We start from the raw sequence: 16,354 nt of genomic DNA, 5'->3' as shown, positions 1-16,354 counted from the left end.
CGAAACCCCGATCACAGCGCAGCAAAAAGGCACCGCCTCCCACAGACGGGGATGCGGTGCCTAAGTGTCGTTATGACTGGGGACAGGCGTTTGAGTCGATTTCTTAAACGGCTTAGCGCTTTGTGGTCGGTTCACCGTCGAGTGAATGCACATCACGTGCATCCACGCGGCGGCGGCCATGTGCCCACAACAGTGCGGTGAACGCGGTGACCACGGAAGACATGCCGACGTGGAAAGGTACTGTCCAACGCGGAATGTGCAGGTAGAACTGGGCCACACCAATAGCCCACTGCACGACGATGCACATGATGAGAACCCAACCGGCGTTCTTGGCGGCCTTGGGAGCACTCGAGCGGTGCAGAAGAAAGACCATGATCAACGTCAGGGCAAGGTACACATACATGCAGATGGCGTGAATGACGGCCATGCCATAAGTGTCAACACCGAGGCGCCCTTCCATGCCAACCCCAGCATCACCGGAGTGAGTACCTGAACCTGTCACAAAGGTGCCGGTGAGCAAGACGATGGACAGCGCCACGGCGGCGATGACTGCGAGCGTACGAATAGCAGTAGGGAAGACGCGCGTGGGGATGCCATCATCGGGCTCAGCGATGCGTGAGTAGAGCATGGCGGCGATCCACACCAGAACCATCGACGGCAGGAAGTGAATGGCCACCGACCACCAGGACAGCTTGAGGAAGACCGAAAGAGCACCGATGAGGGCCTGCACCACGATGCCGGCCAAGCCGAGCCATGCGTAGACCTTTAGCTCGGTGCGGCGCTTGGCTTTATGCATCGCCACGATAGTGGCCACAGCGGCGGCTCCCACGACAAACGTCAACAGGCGGTTGCCAAATTCGATCACCTGGTGCACGAGCGGTGCAGCACCCTCGAGCGGCACCAAGGAGCCGGGGTGGCAATTGGGCCACGTGACGCACCCCAGGCCGGATCCAGTAACACGAACGATGGATCCAGAAACGGTGATGCCAGCCTGGCACAGCAACAGGATGAGCGCGAGGATGCGCTGCGTCTTCACTGAAGGGCCGACGGCGTGTCCGAAATCCTGGATAGAAGAGTGGGGCGACGAAATGTTGGCAGTACTCACGGCTCCTCAGCCTACCGCTCGGGCGTTCCCGGGACTAATGCCACCTGCTGTGCCCACGCTTGGTGGGGAGAAACGTCACATTTAACCGTCGAAGCGGAACCAACGCACCGCGGCGAACGACGCGACTGCCGCCCACCCCGCAAGGACGAGTAGCTCGGACCCGGGGAATCCGCCGGTCAACGCAGTGTCGAGCCCACTTGCCATAGCCACGGTGGGTACAAGCGTCAAGAGGCCGTTATCGCCCAAACCTTGGGAATACATGACCCAGCCCACCGTACCGAGCAGGATAAACCAGATGAGGTTGGATACAGCGAGAACCACCTCGGAGCTCATCGTGCCGCCGAGAAGCAGGCCTAGCGCAGTGAAAGCGGCGACGCCAAGGATCAAGGCCACGATACCTACCGCGATGCCCTCCGCACCTACCCGTAATCCCAGGATGGCTGCGACGGTACCCAGCACGAGAACCTGGATAACCACCATGGAGAGCACCGCGATGATCTTGCCCACGATAATGGCCCAGGCAGGCACTCCCGAGGCACCTGTACGTTTGAGTGCGCCGTAGCGACGATCGAAGGCGAGGGAAATCGCTTGCCCCGTAAAACCGGAGGAGGTGGCGGCGACGGCAAGCACCATAGGGAAAATCTCCTCCAGGCCATGGCCCGTAATGCTTTCTAGCTTGTGGGCACCGATAAGAATCGCGAGAGGAATAATAACGCTGAGCAGCTGTTGCTCGCCGTGGCGCACCATCAGCTTGGACTCAATGGCTCCTTGTGCGCGGGCCATGGCGGCTACGCCCACGCGCTGGGGCTGTGGGGAAAAGGTTCCAGGTGCGAAGGTGCTCATAGTGTGTGTCCTTAGGTGCGCGCGGTGTACGGGATTGTTCTAGCTACGCATTTCCCGACCTGTGAGGTCGAGGAAAACTTCTTCGAGGTTGCGGTGCGAGGTTTCCAGGCTGCGCAGCGTCACGTCTTGTGCGGCCAACGCGGTGGCGAGAGCCGCAATAGCCTCAGGGCTGACGGTGCTGGCGAGTCGATAGTGGAGCGGGCGCACGGCCTCGGCAGAAATACCTGCGGTGTGAAGGGCCTCAAGGTCTACCGGGGTAGCAGTTTCAAAGCTTACTTGCGCGGCTTCGGAGGTCTCCATGAGATCTGCCGTGGTGCCGCTGGCTACGAGTTGGCCATGGTCGATGATGACGACTCGGTCCGACAGTGCCTCTGCCTCATCCATCAGGTGTGTGGTGAGGACAACGGTGACGCCATCCTCCCGCAGAGCGCGAATGAGATCCCAGACGGCGAGGCGCGATTGAGCATCCATGCCGGCCGTAGGTTCATCGAGGAAGACGAGTTCGGGGCGCCCGATTATCGCCAGCGCCAGAGAGAGGCGTTGCTGCTGTCCACCGGATAGGCGACGGTATGTGTTCTTTGCCACGCCGGTGAGCCCGAGGGTCTCGAGCAACCAGTCCGGATCGAGCGGGTTGGCGTTATATGAGGCGCTTAGTTTCAGCATCTCGCGCACCTTGATTCCGGAATAGGAGCCTCCCCCTTGCAGCATGATGCCGATTCGTGCACGCACGGCATCGGGGTGACGAGAGGGATCTAGGCCGAGAACGTCGATGTTTCCGGAGGTGGGCTTGGTGAAACCTTCACACATTTCGATGGTGGTGGTCTTGCCGGCTCCGTTGGGCCCGAGTAAGCAGAGGATTTCGCCCCGGTTGACGCGGAAACTGAGTCCGTCCACAGCATTGACATCGCCGTATGTTTTGACGACGTTATCCAGGACCAGAGCTGTTGTATTCACGAAGGCTTAGTGTAGGACACGGACGCCGGCCCTGCGTAGCGCAACCCACCCCGCGGTTGCGAGGATAAGGAAAGTGACCACGGCTGCTAGGTAGATGACGAGTACTGTTCCCGGCGGAAGGCCAAGTCCGCGCGGGAGCACGATGAAACTCATCACTCCCGAGTAGATAATGACCGCCATTCGGAAGAACCGGCGGTTGGCCCACGCGGCAAGGGGGAGCACGGCCCACAGGATGTACCACGGCTGCACGACGGGAAAGAAAACGACGAGGACGAATGTAGACACGCCTAATCCACCGACGGGATGAATCGCGCCGCGATAGGTGGCGAAGAGCATGCGCGCCATGAACGCAGTGGCGATGAGAACACCCACCGCGCGCGTGACGGTGAGGATGGCATCGGTGTGATCACCCAACCCCAGTAGCATTCCGAGGAATCCGGCGCCGACGCCTACCGACGTCGTCGTGGACAGCCAGGATCGGATGGTAGCGGCACCGCCCTGGCCAAAAATCCACCCGATGTCGATCCCTGTCGTGATGGTGACTGCAGCAATCGATGCGGCAAGAATCATAACCTGTGCGATCCCAGCACGGAGGATGGCGCGCACTGGTGAGACGCCGTGCTTATCGACGAGCATTCGGGCCAGCGCCATCCCCACAAAACCCAACCCGATGAAACCCGTGACCTTGACCATGCCCGCACAGGAGATAAGCACACCGGAAACAAGGAAAAGAACCCAGCGGTGCCATCGTGAGGAGTTCTCGTCGCCCACAGCTCGCAGCCCGCATTCCAGGCCGACGAGGGCCAAACCCAGCATGAAGGCCTCGTTGTGGATGCCGCCGACGAGATGCAGGATGGTGAGAGGGTTAAGGATGCCCAGCCAGAGAGCGGCCTCAGGGGAGACCCGGCAACGCACAGCAAGGCGTGAGATAGCCCATCCTGCGGCGATAATGCCGGCCAAGGAGAGAACTCGGTGCGCCACTACACCCCAGATGATGGAGTCACTCGTTATCCAGCTCACAGCCGCAGCCAATCCCAGTGCCACCGGGCCATAGGGTGACGGTGAGTTAGCCCAGATGAAGGGCACGGAACGCGCAAGATCATTATCTGCACCTAAGAGTTCCACCGGACCCGCCGAATAGGGGTCGAGGCCTTGGAGAACAATGGAGCCGTTGGCCAGGTAAGAGTAAATGTCCTGGGTAAAGAGGGGAGCGGTGAAGAGAAGCGGCAGCACCCACCCCAACCATGTGCGCCACATGTGGCTTTGTGTTACGACGTGGGGGGAGTGGCTAAACTGCTGCGTGTGTACTGAATCTTCCCCACGGCTGCGGCGCGAAAGGCGCAGTGGGGCACCTACGAGGGGAGCCATGCAGATCCAGGCGATCACCATGAATCCCACGCCGATGAAAACTATGGCCGAGGCGGACTGCAGCATGCGGGACATGAGTGAGCCAAACGGCAACGACTCATAGGGATTTCCCACCACAGGCAGCGCGCCGGCGCCTAACCCTCCTAGGGCGATGAGAAGCGAGCCAATGGTGCCCAGCCATCGGAGTGTGAAGAGAGTGCGGAGATGGGCGATGGTGCGACGGTGGACGTCGCTAAGCGCGGCGTCCTTGCCCGTTCCCAGCGAGTCCGGAGCGTCCTGGTGGAGCAGCGCGGAGCGGGACCCTGCTAAGCCCATCCGTGGCAGCTCATCGCGCACACCCCACACGGCGCGCTTGAATCGCCCCGATCGGGTGTAGTGACGCTCCTCTTTCATGAGTGTCTACCTTAGTCGCTCGCCTATCGGGCGACACGCAGGTGCCTCTGTGGATGAAAGAGTGGAAATTGGGAATGAATTAAGGAACACTAGTGTTGTCTAATCTGAGACACGTTTGCTAAGACACACTCAAGGAGGTGCACACCGTGACGAAGGAGACTCGCTCCACTGAAGGCGATACCCGCCGGCATGTCATGCTGTTGCTTCTCAAGGACGGTCCGGTCACGGCGTCGTACCTGGGTGAGCGTCTAGGTCTCTCGGCTGCTGGCATTCGTCGGCACTTAGACATTTTGGTGGAAGAAGGACTCACCGAGGTGGTTCACCGCCGTCCGCCGGCCCGCCCAGGGCATACGGCTGGCCGTGGCCGCCCCGCTAAGCACTTCCGCCTCACAGATCAGGGCCGTGCCCAATTTGGCCACGCCTACGACCAGCTCGCCGCCGAAGCTCTCACTGCGCTCCGGGAAGCCGGCGGGCCCGAGGCCGTGCGCCGCTTTGCGAAGGCTCGTTTCGAGCGCCTCGTGGAGGACGTGAAACCTTTGGTGGCTGACGATGAATCGGTACCGGAGGTAGCACGTCAACTTGCCGAGGTTCTTGATGCACATGGTTACGCTGCCACAGTGACCTCTGTGGGTAACGGCGTGCAGATCTGCCAGCACCACTGCCCGGTCGCCCATGTGGCTGCCGAGCATCCGGAGCTGTGTGAGGCTGAGCAGGAAGTCTTCTCCGCCCTCTTAGGAAAACATGTGCAGCCCCTGGCCTCTATTGCGGATGGCCACGGAATCTGCACCACAAACATCCCTCTTACACCCGTGCCGCCGTCTTCGGCGGGACGGGAAGAACGCTAATCGACGAGAAAGGAGCGGGCTTTGACACAGGCACAACCAGCACCAGGGCTTGAAACCAAGATGAGCGATGATGAAATCATCTCCTCCATCGGTGGCTACGAGTATGGCTGGCACGATTCCGACGAAGCCGGCCAGGCAGCACACCGCGGATTGAGCGAGGATGTCGTTCGTGACATCTCGCAGAAGAAGAACGAGCCGGAATGGATGCTCGAGTCGCGCCTCAAGGCACTGCGCGTGTTCAACAAGAAGCCGGTTCCGACGTGGGGCCCGGATCTGTCTGACATCGACTTCGACAACATTAAGTACTTCGTCCGCTCCACCGAGAAGCAGGCCCAGACTTGGGATGACCTTCCGGAGGACATCAAGGAGACTTACGACAAGCTGGGCATCCCGGATGCAGAGAAGAAGCGCCTTGTCTCCGGTGTTGCTGCTCAGTACGAGTCCGAGGTTGTTTACCACAAGATCCGCGAGGATCTTGAGGAACAGGGCGTTATCTTCGTCGATACCGATACTGCTGTGCGTGAGTACCCGGAGATTCTTCAGGAGTACTTCGGCACTGTTATTCCGGCCGGTGACAACAAGTTCTCCGCGCTCAACAACGCCTGCTGGTCCGGTGGTTCCTTCGTGTACGTGCCGAAGGGCGTGCACGTGGACATCCCGCTTCAGGCTTATTTCCGCATTAACACGGAGAACATGGGTCAGTTCGAGCGCACCCTCATCGTCGTCGAAGAGGGCGCTTATGTTCACTACATTGAGGGCTGCACCGCCCCGATTTACAACTCGGATTCCCTGCACACCGGCGTCATTGAGATTGTGGTGAAGAAGGGTGGCCGCTGCCGCTACACCACCATCCAGAACTGGTCCACCAACGTGTACAACCTGGTGACCCAGCGCGCCAAGGTGGAAGAGGGCGGCACCATGGAATGGGTTGATGGCAACATCGGCTCCAAGGTCACCATGAAGTACCCGTCCTGCTGGCTCACCGGTGAGCACGCCAAGGGCGAAGTTCTTTCCCTGGCTTTCGCTGGCGACAAGCAGGTCCAGGACACCGGATCCAAGATGATCCACATGGCGCCGAACACCTCCTCCAACATCGTGTCTAAGTCCGTGGCCCGTAACGGTGGCCGCGCCGCGTACCGCGGTCTTGTCCAGGTCAATAGCAATGCCTCGAACTCCACCGCAAACGTCGAGTGTGATGCTCTGCTGGTGGATAACGACTCGCGTTCGGACACGTACCCGTACAACGATATCCGCAACGATCACGTCACCCTGGGCCACGAGGCAACCGTCTCGCAGGTCTCTGAGGAGCAGCTGTTCTACCTCATGTCCCGCGGTATCGCCGAGGAAGAGGCAATGGCCATGATCGTGCGCGGCTTCGTCGAGCCGATTGCTAAGGAGCTTCCGATGGAATACGCCTTGGAGCTCAACCGCCTTATCGAACTGCAGATGGAAGGATCGGTGGGCTAAGTGGTAGCTTCCAACGAATTTAACCCAGCTGACGTCACTAAGGGTGACCAGTTCACCTCGTTCAACGTCGAGGATTTCCCGGTACCGCACGGCCGTGATGAGGTCTGGCGTTTCATCGCGCTGCGTAACCTTCGCGGCCTGCACAATGGCGAGTTCGCGCCGGCTACCGCACAGAAAATAGACGTCACCACCCCGGAGGGCGTTACGTCTGAAACTGTCGCGGCTGATGACTCCCGTCTGGGTGCCGCTGGTGCACCAGCGGACCGCGTTGCCGCTCAGGCATGGACTTCCATGCCGGAAGCACAGGTTGTCACCGTCGCCGCAGAGGCACAGCTGGACAAGCCGGTTGAAATCACCATCACCGGCGCTGGCGAAGGCGTGACCTCCTTCGGCGCAACCTCCATCCACGTGGGCCACCACGCTGAGGCCACTGTCGTGCTGAAGTACGTCGGTTCTGGCACTCACGCAGACAACGTAGAGTTTGTGCTGGAGGATGGCGCCCAGGTCACCGTCGTTGTGGACGCCGACTGGGAGGATGACGCTGTTCACCTGTCCCACCAGGTAGCTAAGGTGGGTCGTGATGCGGTCCTGCGTCACAACACCGCCATCTTCGGCGGCGAGATTGTGCGCCTCGTCCCGCGCGTGGTCTTTGACGGCCCTGGCGGCGACGCCGAGCTGCTCGGTGTGTACTTCGCTGATGCTGGCCAGTACTTTGAGAACCGCCTGCTCGTGGACCACGATGTCCCGAACTGCCGCTCCCGCGTGTTTTACAAGGGTGCCCTGCAAGGCGCGACGGCCGCTGAGAAGGAGGAGGCTGGCGCCTCGTCCCGCACCCCTGAGGCTCGCACCTGTTGGGTTGGTGACGTGCTCATCCGCAAGGATGCCAACAACACCGACACCTATGAGACGAACAACAACCTGATCCTCACCGAGGGAGCGCGCGCTGACGCCATCCCGAATCTGGAAATCCAGACTGGTGAGATCGTCGGTGCCGGACACGCCGCGACCGTGGGCCGCTTCGATGACCTCGAGCTGTTCTACCTCATGTCCCGCGGTATTCCTGCCGCCGAGGCTCGCCGCCTCATCATCCGCGGCTTCTTCTCTGAAGTCATTTCCCGCATCCCGGTCGAGTCCCTACGTGAGGATCTGGAATCCCGCGTCGTCGACGAGCTCGCCAAGATCAACGCTTAAAACTCCCCGAAAGCAGGTACCAACTCCATGTCTACTCTGGAAATCAAGAACCTTCGCGCGCAGGTACTCCCGAATGAGGAGGACGGCGAGGCCAAGGAGATTCTCAAGGGCGTCAACCTCACCATCAACTCCGGTGAGACCCACGCTGTCATGGGCCCGAACGGCTCCGGCAAGTCCACTCTGTCCTATGTCATCGCTGGCCACCCCAAGTACGAGGTCACTGAGGGCGAGGTGCTTCTCGACGGCGAAAACCTCCTCGAGATGGAAGTTGACGAGCGCGCTCGCGCTGGCCTCTTCCTGGCTATGCAGTACCCGACCGAGGTACCGGGCGTGAAGATGGCTCAGTTCATGCGCTCTGCTGTCACTGCCATCCGTGGCGAGGCCCCGAAGCTGCGCGAGTGGAACAAGGAACTCACCGAGGCTCGCGAAAAGCTCTCCATCGATAAGTCCTTCGCTCACCGTTCTGTCAACGAGGGCTTCTCCGGTGGTGAGAAGAAGCGCCACGAGGTTATGCAGCTTGATATCCTCAAGCCGAAGTTCGCCGTTATGGATGAGACCGACTCCGGCCTGGACGTCGACGCCCTGCGCGTTGTTTCCGATGGCATCAACCGCTACCAGGATGAGACCAACGGCGGCATCCTCCTCATCACGCACTACAAGCGCATTCTCAACTACGTCACCCCAGACTTCGTCCATGTCTTTGCTGATGGTCAGGTCATCAAGACTGGTGGCGCAGAGCTGGCTGATCAGCTTGAGGCTGACGGTTACGATCAGTTCCTCAAGTAAAGCTAGTACCCCAACCACACCGAGACGCGCGATGGCCGCGCGCGACAAGTAGAAGAACCGAGCAGAAGGACCTATGTCTGAACTAGACGTTACTGCGATTAGGGAGCAATTCCCCATCCTTTCGCGCACTGTGCGCGATGGTAAGCCCTTGGTGTACCTGGATTCGGGAGCAACCTCGCAACGTCCGCTGCCGGTGTGGAAGGCTGAGGAAGCATTCGTCCTCGGTACCAACGCACCGGTGCACCGCGGCTCCTATCAGCTGGCGGAGGAAGCCGATGATGCCTACGAGTCCGCTCGTCAGGCCATCGCTGCCTTCGTCGGCGCCGACCGAGATGAGATTGCCTTCACAAAAAACGCTACTGAAGCACTCAACGAGGTTGCCTTCACGCTCAGCGATGAGCGTGCTGGTGAGCTCTACATTGGTGAAGGTGACACTGTCGTGGTCACCGAACTCGAGCACCATGCCAACTTGGTTCCGTGGCAGGAGTTGTGTCAGCGTACCGGTGCAACGCTCAAGTGGTACTCCATGACCGAAGACGGTCGCATCGACCTCGACTCACTTGAGCTCGATGATTCCGTCAAGGTCGTGGCTTTTACTCACCAGTCCAACGTGACAGGAGCAGTGGCTCCCGTTACGGAACTTGTACGACGCGCACGTGTCGTGGGTGCCATGGTGGTCCTTGACGCCTGCCAGTCCGTCCCGCATATGCCGGTGGACTTCCATGCCCTTGACGTGGACTTTGCTGCTTTCTCAGGCCATAAGATGTGCGGTCCGACGGGCATCGGCGTGCTCTACGGCAAGGCCGAGTTGCTTGCGAAACTTCCGCCGTTCCTGACGGGTGGTTCCATGATCGAAGTGGTGAAGATGGATAACTCCACCTTCGCGGAGCCGCCCACGCGTTTCGAGGCCGGAACCCAGATGACCAGCCAGGTCGTCGGACTAGGTGCAGCGGTGAAGTATCTCAGTGACGTGGGGATGGAGGCTATCCACGCCCACGAGCAGAAGCTCACTGCTTATGCGCTGGAGAAACTCAGCGAGATCCCAGGTCTACGCATCATCGGCCCCGAGAACACCGAGGAGCGTGGGGGAGCGGTATCCTTCGTCGTTGAGGGAATCCATCCGCACGACTTGGGACAGGTTCTCGATGCCCATGGAGTCTCCATCCGCACCGGCCACCACTGTGCATGGCCGTTGCACCGCGCGTGCAAAAATAATTCGACCGCACGTGCCAGCTTTTATCTGTACAACACTGAGGACGAGGTCGACGCCCTTGTAGAGGCGGTGCGGGAAGCCCGCGCCTTCTTTGGAGTGAGCGAATGAACCTAGATTCCATGTACCAGGACGTCATCCTGGACCACTACAAGAACCCGAAATTCTCCGGCCTGCGTGAAGGTCAGGCAGAGGTCCACCACGTTAATCCCTCGTGTGGCGATGAGATCACCTTGCGGGTGAAGCTGTCCGCGGATGGCTCTACCGTCGAGGACGTCTCCTACGACGCTGAGGGCTGCTCCATCTCGCAGGCATCGACCTCCGTTATGGCGGAGGAGATTGTCGGCCGCCCGCTTGAGGAGGCCAATGGCAAGCTCGCGGAGTTTGAGAAGATGGTGACCTCTCGCGGCGAGATCGAGGGTGACGATGAAATCATCGGGGATGGCATCGCCTTTGCTGGTGTGGCCAAGTTCCCCGCCCGTGTGAAGTGCGCGCTTCTAGGGTGGAAGGCTTTTCAGGCTGCCACCGCTGAAGCTTTGAACAAATTGGAGAAGTAAATGGCTGAGACCACGAACTCTACGGAACCCGCCGATCCGTACCAGGATGAGAACGCCTCCTTCGATGGCGGCGCTGTCAAACCTGAGCAGACCGAAGAGCAGATTGCGAAGGCCTTCGACATCACGGAGTACCTCCGCGATGTTATCGATCCTGAGCTCGGCATCAACATCGTTGACCTCGGCTTAGTCTATGACCTGTGGCTCGACGAGATCGATGGTAAAAATACCTGCGTCATCAACATGACGCTGACCTCCCCAGCCTGCCCGCTGACCGATGTCATCGGTGAGCAGATCGATGATGTCATCGTAGGAAACAAGCTCGCGGACGCAGTCCAGCTCAACTGGGTATGGATGCCGCCGTGGGGCCCGAACATGATCTCTGAGGAGGGGCGCGAAATGCTCCAGGCCCTCGGCTTCGCCGTCTAGCATCAGCGAGACGCCGCGGCCCAGCACCGACGCCGCCGGCCCGACATAGCGCTTTACCATGCGCGGACGGACCGGCGGCGTTCTGCGTATCAGTCCATCTCTCACTTGCCTTCATCGCAGTGTTTTCACTCAAATGCATATCCCCAGACCTCAAACCCGCAAGACGCAGGTGGACGTCGTCAAGCGCTGCTTCGTTGAGAACAAATGAGCAGGGAGTTGCGGGGCCTAGGTCTGGGGATTTGTGGGGTTGACGGTGGTGCCTCCACGGTGCCTCGTTGTGGAACTGTGCGGTTCGGGTTTATCTTCGCTGGTTGCTAGACTGTTTCGACGTGATTGTGACCAATGATTTCGAGGTGCGCGTCGGCGCACGGACGCTTCTCGACGCCCCCGGCCAGCACCTTCGTGTCCAGCCCGGGGATCGCATCGGCTTGGTGGGCCGCAATGGTGCGGGCAAGACCACAACGATGCGTATCTTGGCCGGCGAGACCGAACCCTACGGCGGTTCGGTGACCCGCTCCGGCCCCATTGGCTACCTGCCGCAGGACTCCCGCGAAGGCAACATCGAGCAGACTGCGCGTGAGCGAGTGCTCTCAGCCCGTGGGCTTGATGACATCAAGCGCCGTATGGCCAAGCAGCAAGAACTCATGGAAACCGCCACGGACGATAAATTCCGTGACAAAGCCATTCGGAAGTTCTCGCGCTTGGAGGAGGAGTACCACGCGCTCGGCGGATACGAAGCTGACTCCGAGTGCGCGCAAATCTGCGACAATTTGGGTCTTCCGCAGCGCGTTCTGGACCAGCAACTCAAGACTTTGTCCGGTGGTCAGCGCCGGCGTGTGGAGCTAGCGCAGATTCTTTTCGCGGCATCGGCTGGCTCCGGGAAGTCCCAGACCACGCTGCTTCTCGACGAGCCCACGAACCACCTCGACGCCGACTCGATCACCTGGCTTCGCGGCTTCCTGTCCAAGCATGAGGGCGGCCTCGTGATGATTTCGCACGACGTGGACCTGCTGGAGGCCGTATGCAACAAGGTCTGGTTCCTCGACGCAGTGCGTGCGGAGGCGGATGTTTACAACATGGGCTTTAAGAAGTACCTTGACGCCCGCGCTACCGATGAGGCTCGCCGCCGCCGCGAGCGCGCGAATGCTGAGAAGAAAGCTGCGGCGCTGCACAAGCAGGCCGCAAAGCTCGGCGCGAAGGCCACCAAGGCCGCTGCCGCAAAACAGATGCTGCACCGCGCCGAACGCATGATGAACGAGTTGGATGATGTCCGCGTGGCCGATAAGGTCGCCCACATCAAGTTCCCTGAGCCCGCTCCCTGCGGCAAGACGCCCATGAACGCCAAGGGCCTGACCAAAATGTACGGCTCGCTCGAGGTATTCGCCGGTGTGGACTTGGCCATCGATAAGGGTTCACGCGTTGTGGTGCTCGGGTACAACGGTGCCGGCAAAACAACACTGCTCAAGCTGCTCGCTGGCGTGGAGCGTACCGATGGTGAGGGCGGCATCGTCACAGGTCACGGCCTGCGTATCGGTTACTTTGCTCAGGAACACGACAACATCGACCCTGATAAGACCGTGTGGGAAAACACCATCGATGCCTGCCCCGATGCTGGGCAGCAGGATTTGCGCGGGCTGCTGGGTGCCTTCATGTTCTCCGGTGACAAACTGGAGCAACCCGCAGGAACGCTGTCTGGTGGTGAAAAGACCCGCTTGTCATTGGCCACGCTGGTGTCCTCCCGCGCGAACGTGCTGCTTCTTGACGAGCCCACGAACAACCTCGACCCGCAGTCCCGCGAGCAGGTGCTTGATGCCCTCGGCACCTACACGGGAGCTGTGGTCCTCGTGACCCACGACCCAGGAGCCGTCAAGGCACTCAACCCCGAGCGCGTCATCATCATGCCCGACGGCGATGAGGATCTGTGGAATGACGAATACATGGAAATCGTTGAGTTAGCCTAATAGGCTGATGAGCATGACTGCTCAGCCTGTCCTTCTTGACTGTGATCCCGGTATCGACGATGCTCTCGCTCTTATCTACCTCGCGGCGCTTCATCACGCCGGGGAGGTGGAACTGGTGGGGATCACCACCACTGCCGGAAACGTCGGAATAGACCAGACCGCGCGTAACGCTGCCTACATCATGGAGCTGTGTGGTCTTGGGGATATTCCGGTGGCTGCCGGGCTACCCAAACCTCAACACGTAGAGCTCGTCACGACCCCGGAAACACATGGAGACAGTGGTCTGGGGTACCTCTCGGTCCCGGAAAAGTCCTCGACAGCTACTGAAGAAGAGTTACCGAACTGGACTGATATCTGGTCAGCTGCCGCTCGGCGCGGCGCACTGCTCATCGTGACTGGCCCGCTGACCAACGCCGCTGAGTTCGCCGCCACGCATCGTGCTGAGTATGCCTCTTTTGCGGACGTGGCCGTCATGGGCGGCGCCGTGAACTATCCCGGTAATACTACGCCGACCGCAGAATGGAATTTTTGGGTCGATCCGCACGCCGCACGTGATTTCTTTGCGTCCGCATCGCGGCGCATAACGCTGTGCACCCTCAACGTGACTGAAACGATGTTGATTGGTCCATCCCGGCTTGATCAGCTCCTCAAGGCTTTAGGGCAGCATCCAACGGCAAAAATTCTGCCGGAGGTGATGCGCTTTTACTTCGAGTTCCATGAAGCGCACGGAGCTGGGTATCAAGCCCAGATCCATGATCTTCTGACCTGCATGGTCGCCCTCAATAAGGTCCCCTTCTTTACGGCATCCACTACTGTTCGAGTCGCCTCCGAGCCGGAGTGGCTGCGCGGCACGAGTGTGGCGGACCTCGAAGGTCGGTGGGGCGATGAGCCCAACACGAGCCTGGTGACGGCCGTCGATGTGGATAGTGCACACCGCGAGTTCCTTCGCGCTGCCGCGGTAATGGGCCGTCAGGAAAACCTATAGTGCGCTAGAATCGGTGGCACAATCACGAACCGCTCAAGACTCTATTTCTTGGGTCTCTTCCGTCTCCCACGTACAGGGTCTGCCAGTGGTAAGACCCCGCCGTGCTGGGCAAGAGAGGAAGAAGGACATGAGCACCGCCGACACCGTAGATACCGTCATTGAACCTTTACTGACAGGTTTGGTGAGCAAACGGCCCGATATCCGTGTGGACTGGGCCTACCCGGAACTCAAGAAAGGAATTGAGTCAGGGGAGTGGGACGACCACGTGGATCAGATCCGTGAGCGCCTGACTGGTTACCTGCGCACCGACAAGGTGTGGACCAAGTCGATGGCTACCCGCATTCTGAATGTCTTGGCTGAATCCAGCCACTTCCATTACGAGGACTACCTCACTTTCCGCGCTTGGTACGTCACAGAAGATGACACCCGCGGCTTCGTCAAAGACATTGGCCCTATCATGGCCGTCGGCCACGGCGCCGACTACGTAGAAACCTGTGTGCGTCTCGGAGTTATCCCGGCAGTCGAAGGAGCAGCCATTATCTCGTGCCGTCTGCGCGCGCCCGGTGGCGTGTGGCACGACGATGAAGGATGGCGGCTGGCTCGTGCTGCGTGCACGACGATAGCCAAGAGCACGTCACCGCACATGCTCGAGATTTGGACCGGGCGGCTCAGTGATACGGTTTTGACGGAAGGTGTTCGCAATGGCAACCGCGCTGTCGTGGAAAACTTCGCGCACTTTCTCAATGCCACAGCGCGCATGGTGCGCAGCGAAGCGGAGGATTGGGGGATTGACACCGACCGCGCACAGCTAGCGTTGCCATTGCTCGCCGGACTGGAAAAGCAACTTCGCAACGCCAGCGCCTGATTCGCCCTGAAGGAAGAGAGAATCCTGCGTCTTTAATTGCGGAAGCCGTGAACCGGCGCGGGGATGAAACCACCGCGGTTGATGAAGGTGGCGTTGCCTACCTCGTTAACCGGAATGACTGGGGCGTAGCCCAATAGGCCCCCGAAGTTGACCTCGTCGCCAGCCTTGGTGCCCGGGGCCGGGATGACGCGCACTGCGGTGGTCTTATGATTCATCACACCAATGGCGGCTTCATCGGCGATCATGCCGGCGATGGTTTCTGCGGAGGTGTCACCCGGGATAGCGATCATGTCTAAGCCCACCGAGCAGATCGAGGTCATGGCCTCGAGCTTGTCAATGGAGATGGCGCCGGAGCGCACCGCGTCGATCATGCCCTTGTCCTCGGAGACCGGAATGAAGGAACCGGACAAACCACCCACGCGGGAGCAGGCCATCATGCCGCCCTTCTTGACGGCGTCGTTCAGCAGCGCGAGAGCTGCCGTCGTGCCGTGAGTTCCCACCTGATCGAGGCCCATGTGTTCCAAGATGTGGGCCACGGAATCGCCCAGCTCCGCAGTCGGAGCAAGCGAGAGGTCGATGATGCCGAATGGAACGCCGAGGCGCTCTGACGCAAGCGAACCGACAAGCTGGCCGGCACGCGTGACCTTGAAGGCAGCCTTCTTGACCTCTTCAGCAACTTCATTGAGGGTGGCGCCCTTCAGAGAACCCAGCGCGCGGTCCACAACACCCGGGCCAGACACGCCCACGGAGACAACGCAGTCCGGCTCCTCGATGCCGTGGAAGGCACCTGCCATAAAGGGGTTGTCGCCCACGGAGTTGGCGAAGATCACGAGCTTGGCGCAGCCGATAGCGCTACGGTCCTTGGTGAGCTCGGCGGCCTCCTTAATAATGTGACCCATCTGTGCCGCAGCATTCATGTTGATGCCGGCACGCGAGGACGCGATATTCACAGAGGAGCACACCAAGTTGGTCTCTGCGAGTGCCTCCGGGATGGAGCGGATGAGAGCTTTTTCTGCGGTTGTCGCGCCTTTTTCAACGAGGGCAGAGTAGCCACCAACGAAGTCGACACCGGTCTCAGTAGCAGCGCGGTCGAGAGCGCGTGCGACGTCGACAGGGTTGCCGTCCACGCCTGCGACAATGAGCGATACTGGGGTGATAGAAATACGCTTGTTGACGATGGGGATGCCGAGTTCGGCCTCGATGCCTTCACAGACCTCGACCAGTTGAGAAGCTCGGGTGGTAATGCGGTCGTACACGGCCTCAGCGGTAGCCTCCATGGTGGGGCGCGTGCAGCCGAGGAGCGACATGCCCATAGTGACTGTACGGATGTCGAGGCGGTACTTCTCGATCATCTCGATAGTGTCGAGAATGCTGACGGTATTGAAACGATTAAGCATG

General features: G+C 60.1%; 15 protein-coding genes. 10 read left to right on the top strand and 5 right to left on the bottom strand.

Annotation, left to right across the window (positions count from 1 at the left end):
• Positions 1-112: 112 nt before the first annotated feature.
• The 4 genes from HMPREF3149_RS03000 to mptB all read right to left on the bottom strand — a co-directional run bounded on the left by HMPREF3149_RS03000 (position 113) and on the right by mptB (position 4,663).
• Positions 113-1,069, bottom strand: a complete 957-nt coding sequence (locus tag HMPREF3149_RS03000) for a COX15/CtaA family protein (RefSeq protein WP_371440942.1) — start codon at positions 1,067-1,069, stop codon at positions 113-115.
• Between the two features lie 117 nt (positions 1,070-1,186).
• Positions 1,187-1,948, bottom strand: a complete 762-nt coding sequence (locus tag HMPREF3149_RS02995) for an ABC transporter permease (RefSeq protein WP_042530763.1) — start codon at positions 1,946-1,948, stop codon at positions 1,187-1,189.
• 39 nt (positions 1,949-1,987) lie between these two features.
• Positions 1,988-2,902 (bottom strand): ABC transporter ATP-binding protein, encoded by a 915-nt coding sequence (locus tag HMPREF3149_RS02990; RefSeq protein ID WP_070536491.1) that lies wholly within the window; start codon positions 2,900-2,902, stop codon positions 1,988-1,990.
• Between the two features lie 6 nt (positions 2,903-2,908).
• The gene (mptB, locus tag HMPREF3149_RS02985) at positions 2,909-4,663 is read right to left on the bottom strand and encodes a polyprenol phosphomannose-dependent alpha 1,6 mannosyltransferase MptB (protein WP_070536489.1); all 1,755 of its coding nucleotides are present in this window, start codon (positions 4,661-4,663) and stop codon (positions 2,909-2,911) included.
• A gap of 194 nt (positions 4,664-4,857) precedes the next feature.
• Here mptB and HMPREF3149_RS02980 point away from each other — a divergent pair, with 194 nt between their 5' ends.
• The 10 genes from HMPREF3149_RS02980 (at position 4,858) to HMPREF3149_RS02935 (ending at position 14,956) form a co-directional block, all read left to right on the top strand.
• Positions 4,858-5,508, top strand: a complete 651-nt coding sequence (locus HMPREF3149_RS02980; RefSeq protein ID WP_070536712.1) for a helix-turn-helix transcriptional regulator — start codon at positions 4,858-4,860, stop codon at positions 5,506-5,508.
• Positions 5,509-5,568: 60 nt separating this feature from the next.
• Complete coding sequence (sufB, locus tag HMPREF3149_RS02975; protein WP_168162175.1) at positions 5,569-6,975, top strand: Fe-S cluster assembly protein SufB; 1,407 nt, start codon at positions 5,569-5,571, stop codon at positions 6,973-6,975.
• Positions 6,976-8,166, top strand: coding sequence for a Fe-S cluster assembly protein SufD (sufD, locus tag HMPREF3149_RS02970; RefSeq protein WP_070536485.1), 1,191 nt, complete (start codon positions 6,976-6,978; stop codon positions 8,164-8,166). It abuts the gene before it with no gap.
• A gap of 27 nt (positions 8,167-8,193) precedes the next feature.
• Positions 8,194-8,952: a Fe-S cluster assembly ATPase SufC gene (gene sufC, locus HMPREF3149_RS02965; RefSeq protein WP_042530772.1), complete on the top strand. Its 759-nt coding sequence runs from the start codon at positions 8,194-8,196 to the stop codon at positions 8,950-8,952.
• A gap of 73 nt (positions 8,953-9,025) precedes the next feature.
• Positions 9,026-10,273 carry a cysteine desulfurase gene (locus HMPREF3149_RS02960; protein WP_070536483.1) on the top strand — a complete coding sequence of 416 codons (1,248 nt, stop codon included), beginning with the start codon at positions 9,026-9,028 and terminating at the stop codon, positions 10,271-10,273.
• Complete coding sequence (sufU, locus tag HMPREF3149_RS02955) at positions 10,270-10,719, top strand: Fe-S cluster assembly sulfur transfer protein SufU (protein ID WP_042530777.1); 450 nt, start codon at positions 10,270-10,272, stop codon at positions 10,717-10,719. Before HMPREF3149_RS02960 ends, sufU begins: the two co-directional genes overlap by 4 nt.
• Entirely contained in the window at positions 10,720-11,145 is a 426-nt protein-coding gene (locus tag HMPREF3149_RS02950) for a metal-sulfur cluster assembly factor (protein WP_070536481.1), read from the top strand. It begins immediately after the preceding gene.
• Between the two features lie 329 nt (positions 11,146-11,474).
• Positions 11,475-13,106, top strand: a complete 1,632-nt coding sequence (locus HMPREF3149_RS02945; protein WP_070536479.1) for an ABC-F family ATP-binding cassette domain-containing protein — start codon at positions 11,475-11,477, stop codon at positions 13,104-13,106.
• A gap of 13 nt (positions 13,107-13,119) precedes the next feature.
• Positions 13,120-14,091 carry a nucleoside hydrolase gene (locus tag HMPREF3149_RS02940; protein WP_070536477.1) on the top strand — a complete coding sequence of 324 codons (972 nt, stop codon included), beginning with the start codon at positions 13,120-13,122 and terminating at the stop codon, positions 14,089-14,091.
• A gap of 127 nt (positions 14,092-14,218) precedes the next feature.
• Positions 14,219-14,956: a DUF2785 domain-containing protein gene (locus tag HMPREF3149_RS02935; protein WP_042530783.1), complete on the top strand. Its 738-nt coding sequence runs from the start codon at positions 14,219-14,221 to the stop codon at positions 14,954-14,956.
• A gap of 32 nt (positions 14,957-14,988) precedes the next feature.
• Here the strand turns inward: HMPREF3149_RS02935 and HMPREF3149_RS02930 are convergent, their stop codons facing one another.
• Positions 14,989-16,353, bottom strand: a complete 1,365-nt coding sequence (locus HMPREF3149_RS02930) for a PFL family protein (protein ID WP_070536475.1) — start codon at positions 16,351-16,353, stop codon at positions 14,989-14,991.
• Between the last annotated feature and the right edge of the window lies 1 nt (position 16,354).

The organism is Corynebacterium sp. HMSC05E07, assembly GCF_001807225.1.
GTDB classification, from domain to species: Bacteria; Actinomycetota; Actinomycetes; order Mycobacteriales; family Mycobacteriaceae; genus Corynebacterium; species Corynebacterium singulare.
This window is presented reverse-complemented; position numbering and strand designations above follow the sequence as displayed.

Excerpts from the sequence above, each read along its gene's own strand:
- sufB (WP_168162175.1), top strand. The coding sequence starts at position 5,569 with ATGAGCGATGATGAAATCATCTCCTCCATCGGTGGCTACGAGTATGGC.
- HMPREF3149_RS02935 (WP_042530783.1), top strand. The coding sequence starts at position 14,219 with ATGAGCACCGCCGACACCGTAGATACCGTCATTGAACCTTTACTGACA.
- HMPREF3149_RS02930 (WP_070536475.1), bottom strand. The coding sequence starts at position 16,353 with ATGCTTAATCGTTTCAATACCGTCAGCATTCTCGACACTATCGAGATG.
- HMPREF3149_RS02950 (WP_070536481.1), top strand. The coding sequence starts at position 10,720 with ATGGCTGAGACCACGAACTCTACGGAACCCGCCGATCCGTACCAGGAT.
- HMPREF3149_RS02960 (WP_070536483.1), top strand. The coding sequence starts at position 9,026 with ATGTCTGAACTAGACGTTACTGCGATTAGGGAGCAATTCCCCATCCTT.
- sufC (WP_042530772.1), top strand. The coding sequence starts at position 8,194 with ATGTCTACTCTGGAAATCAAGAACCTTCGCGCGCAGGTACTCCCGAAT.
- HMPREF3149_RS02940 (WP_070536477.1), top strand. The coding sequence starts at position 13,120 with ATGACTGCTCAGCCTGTCCTTCTTGACTGTGATCCCGGTATCGACGAT.
- HMPREF3149_RS02995 (WP_042530763.1), bottom strand. The coding sequence starts at position 1,948 with ATGAGCACCTTCGCACCTGGAACCTTTTCCCCACAGCCCCAGCGCGTG.
- mptB (WP_070536489.1), bottom strand. The coding sequence starts at position 4,663 with ATGAAAGAGGAGCGTCACTACACCCGATCGGGGCGATTCAAGCGCGCC.
- HMPREF3149_RS02980 (WP_070536712.1), top strand. The coding sequence starts at position 4,858 with ATGCTGTTGCTTCTCAAGGACGGTCCGGTCACGGCGTCGTACCTGGGT.
- sufU (WP_042530777.1), top strand. The coding sequence starts at position 10,270 with ATGAACCTAGATTCCATGTACCAGGACGTCATCCTGGACCACTACAAG.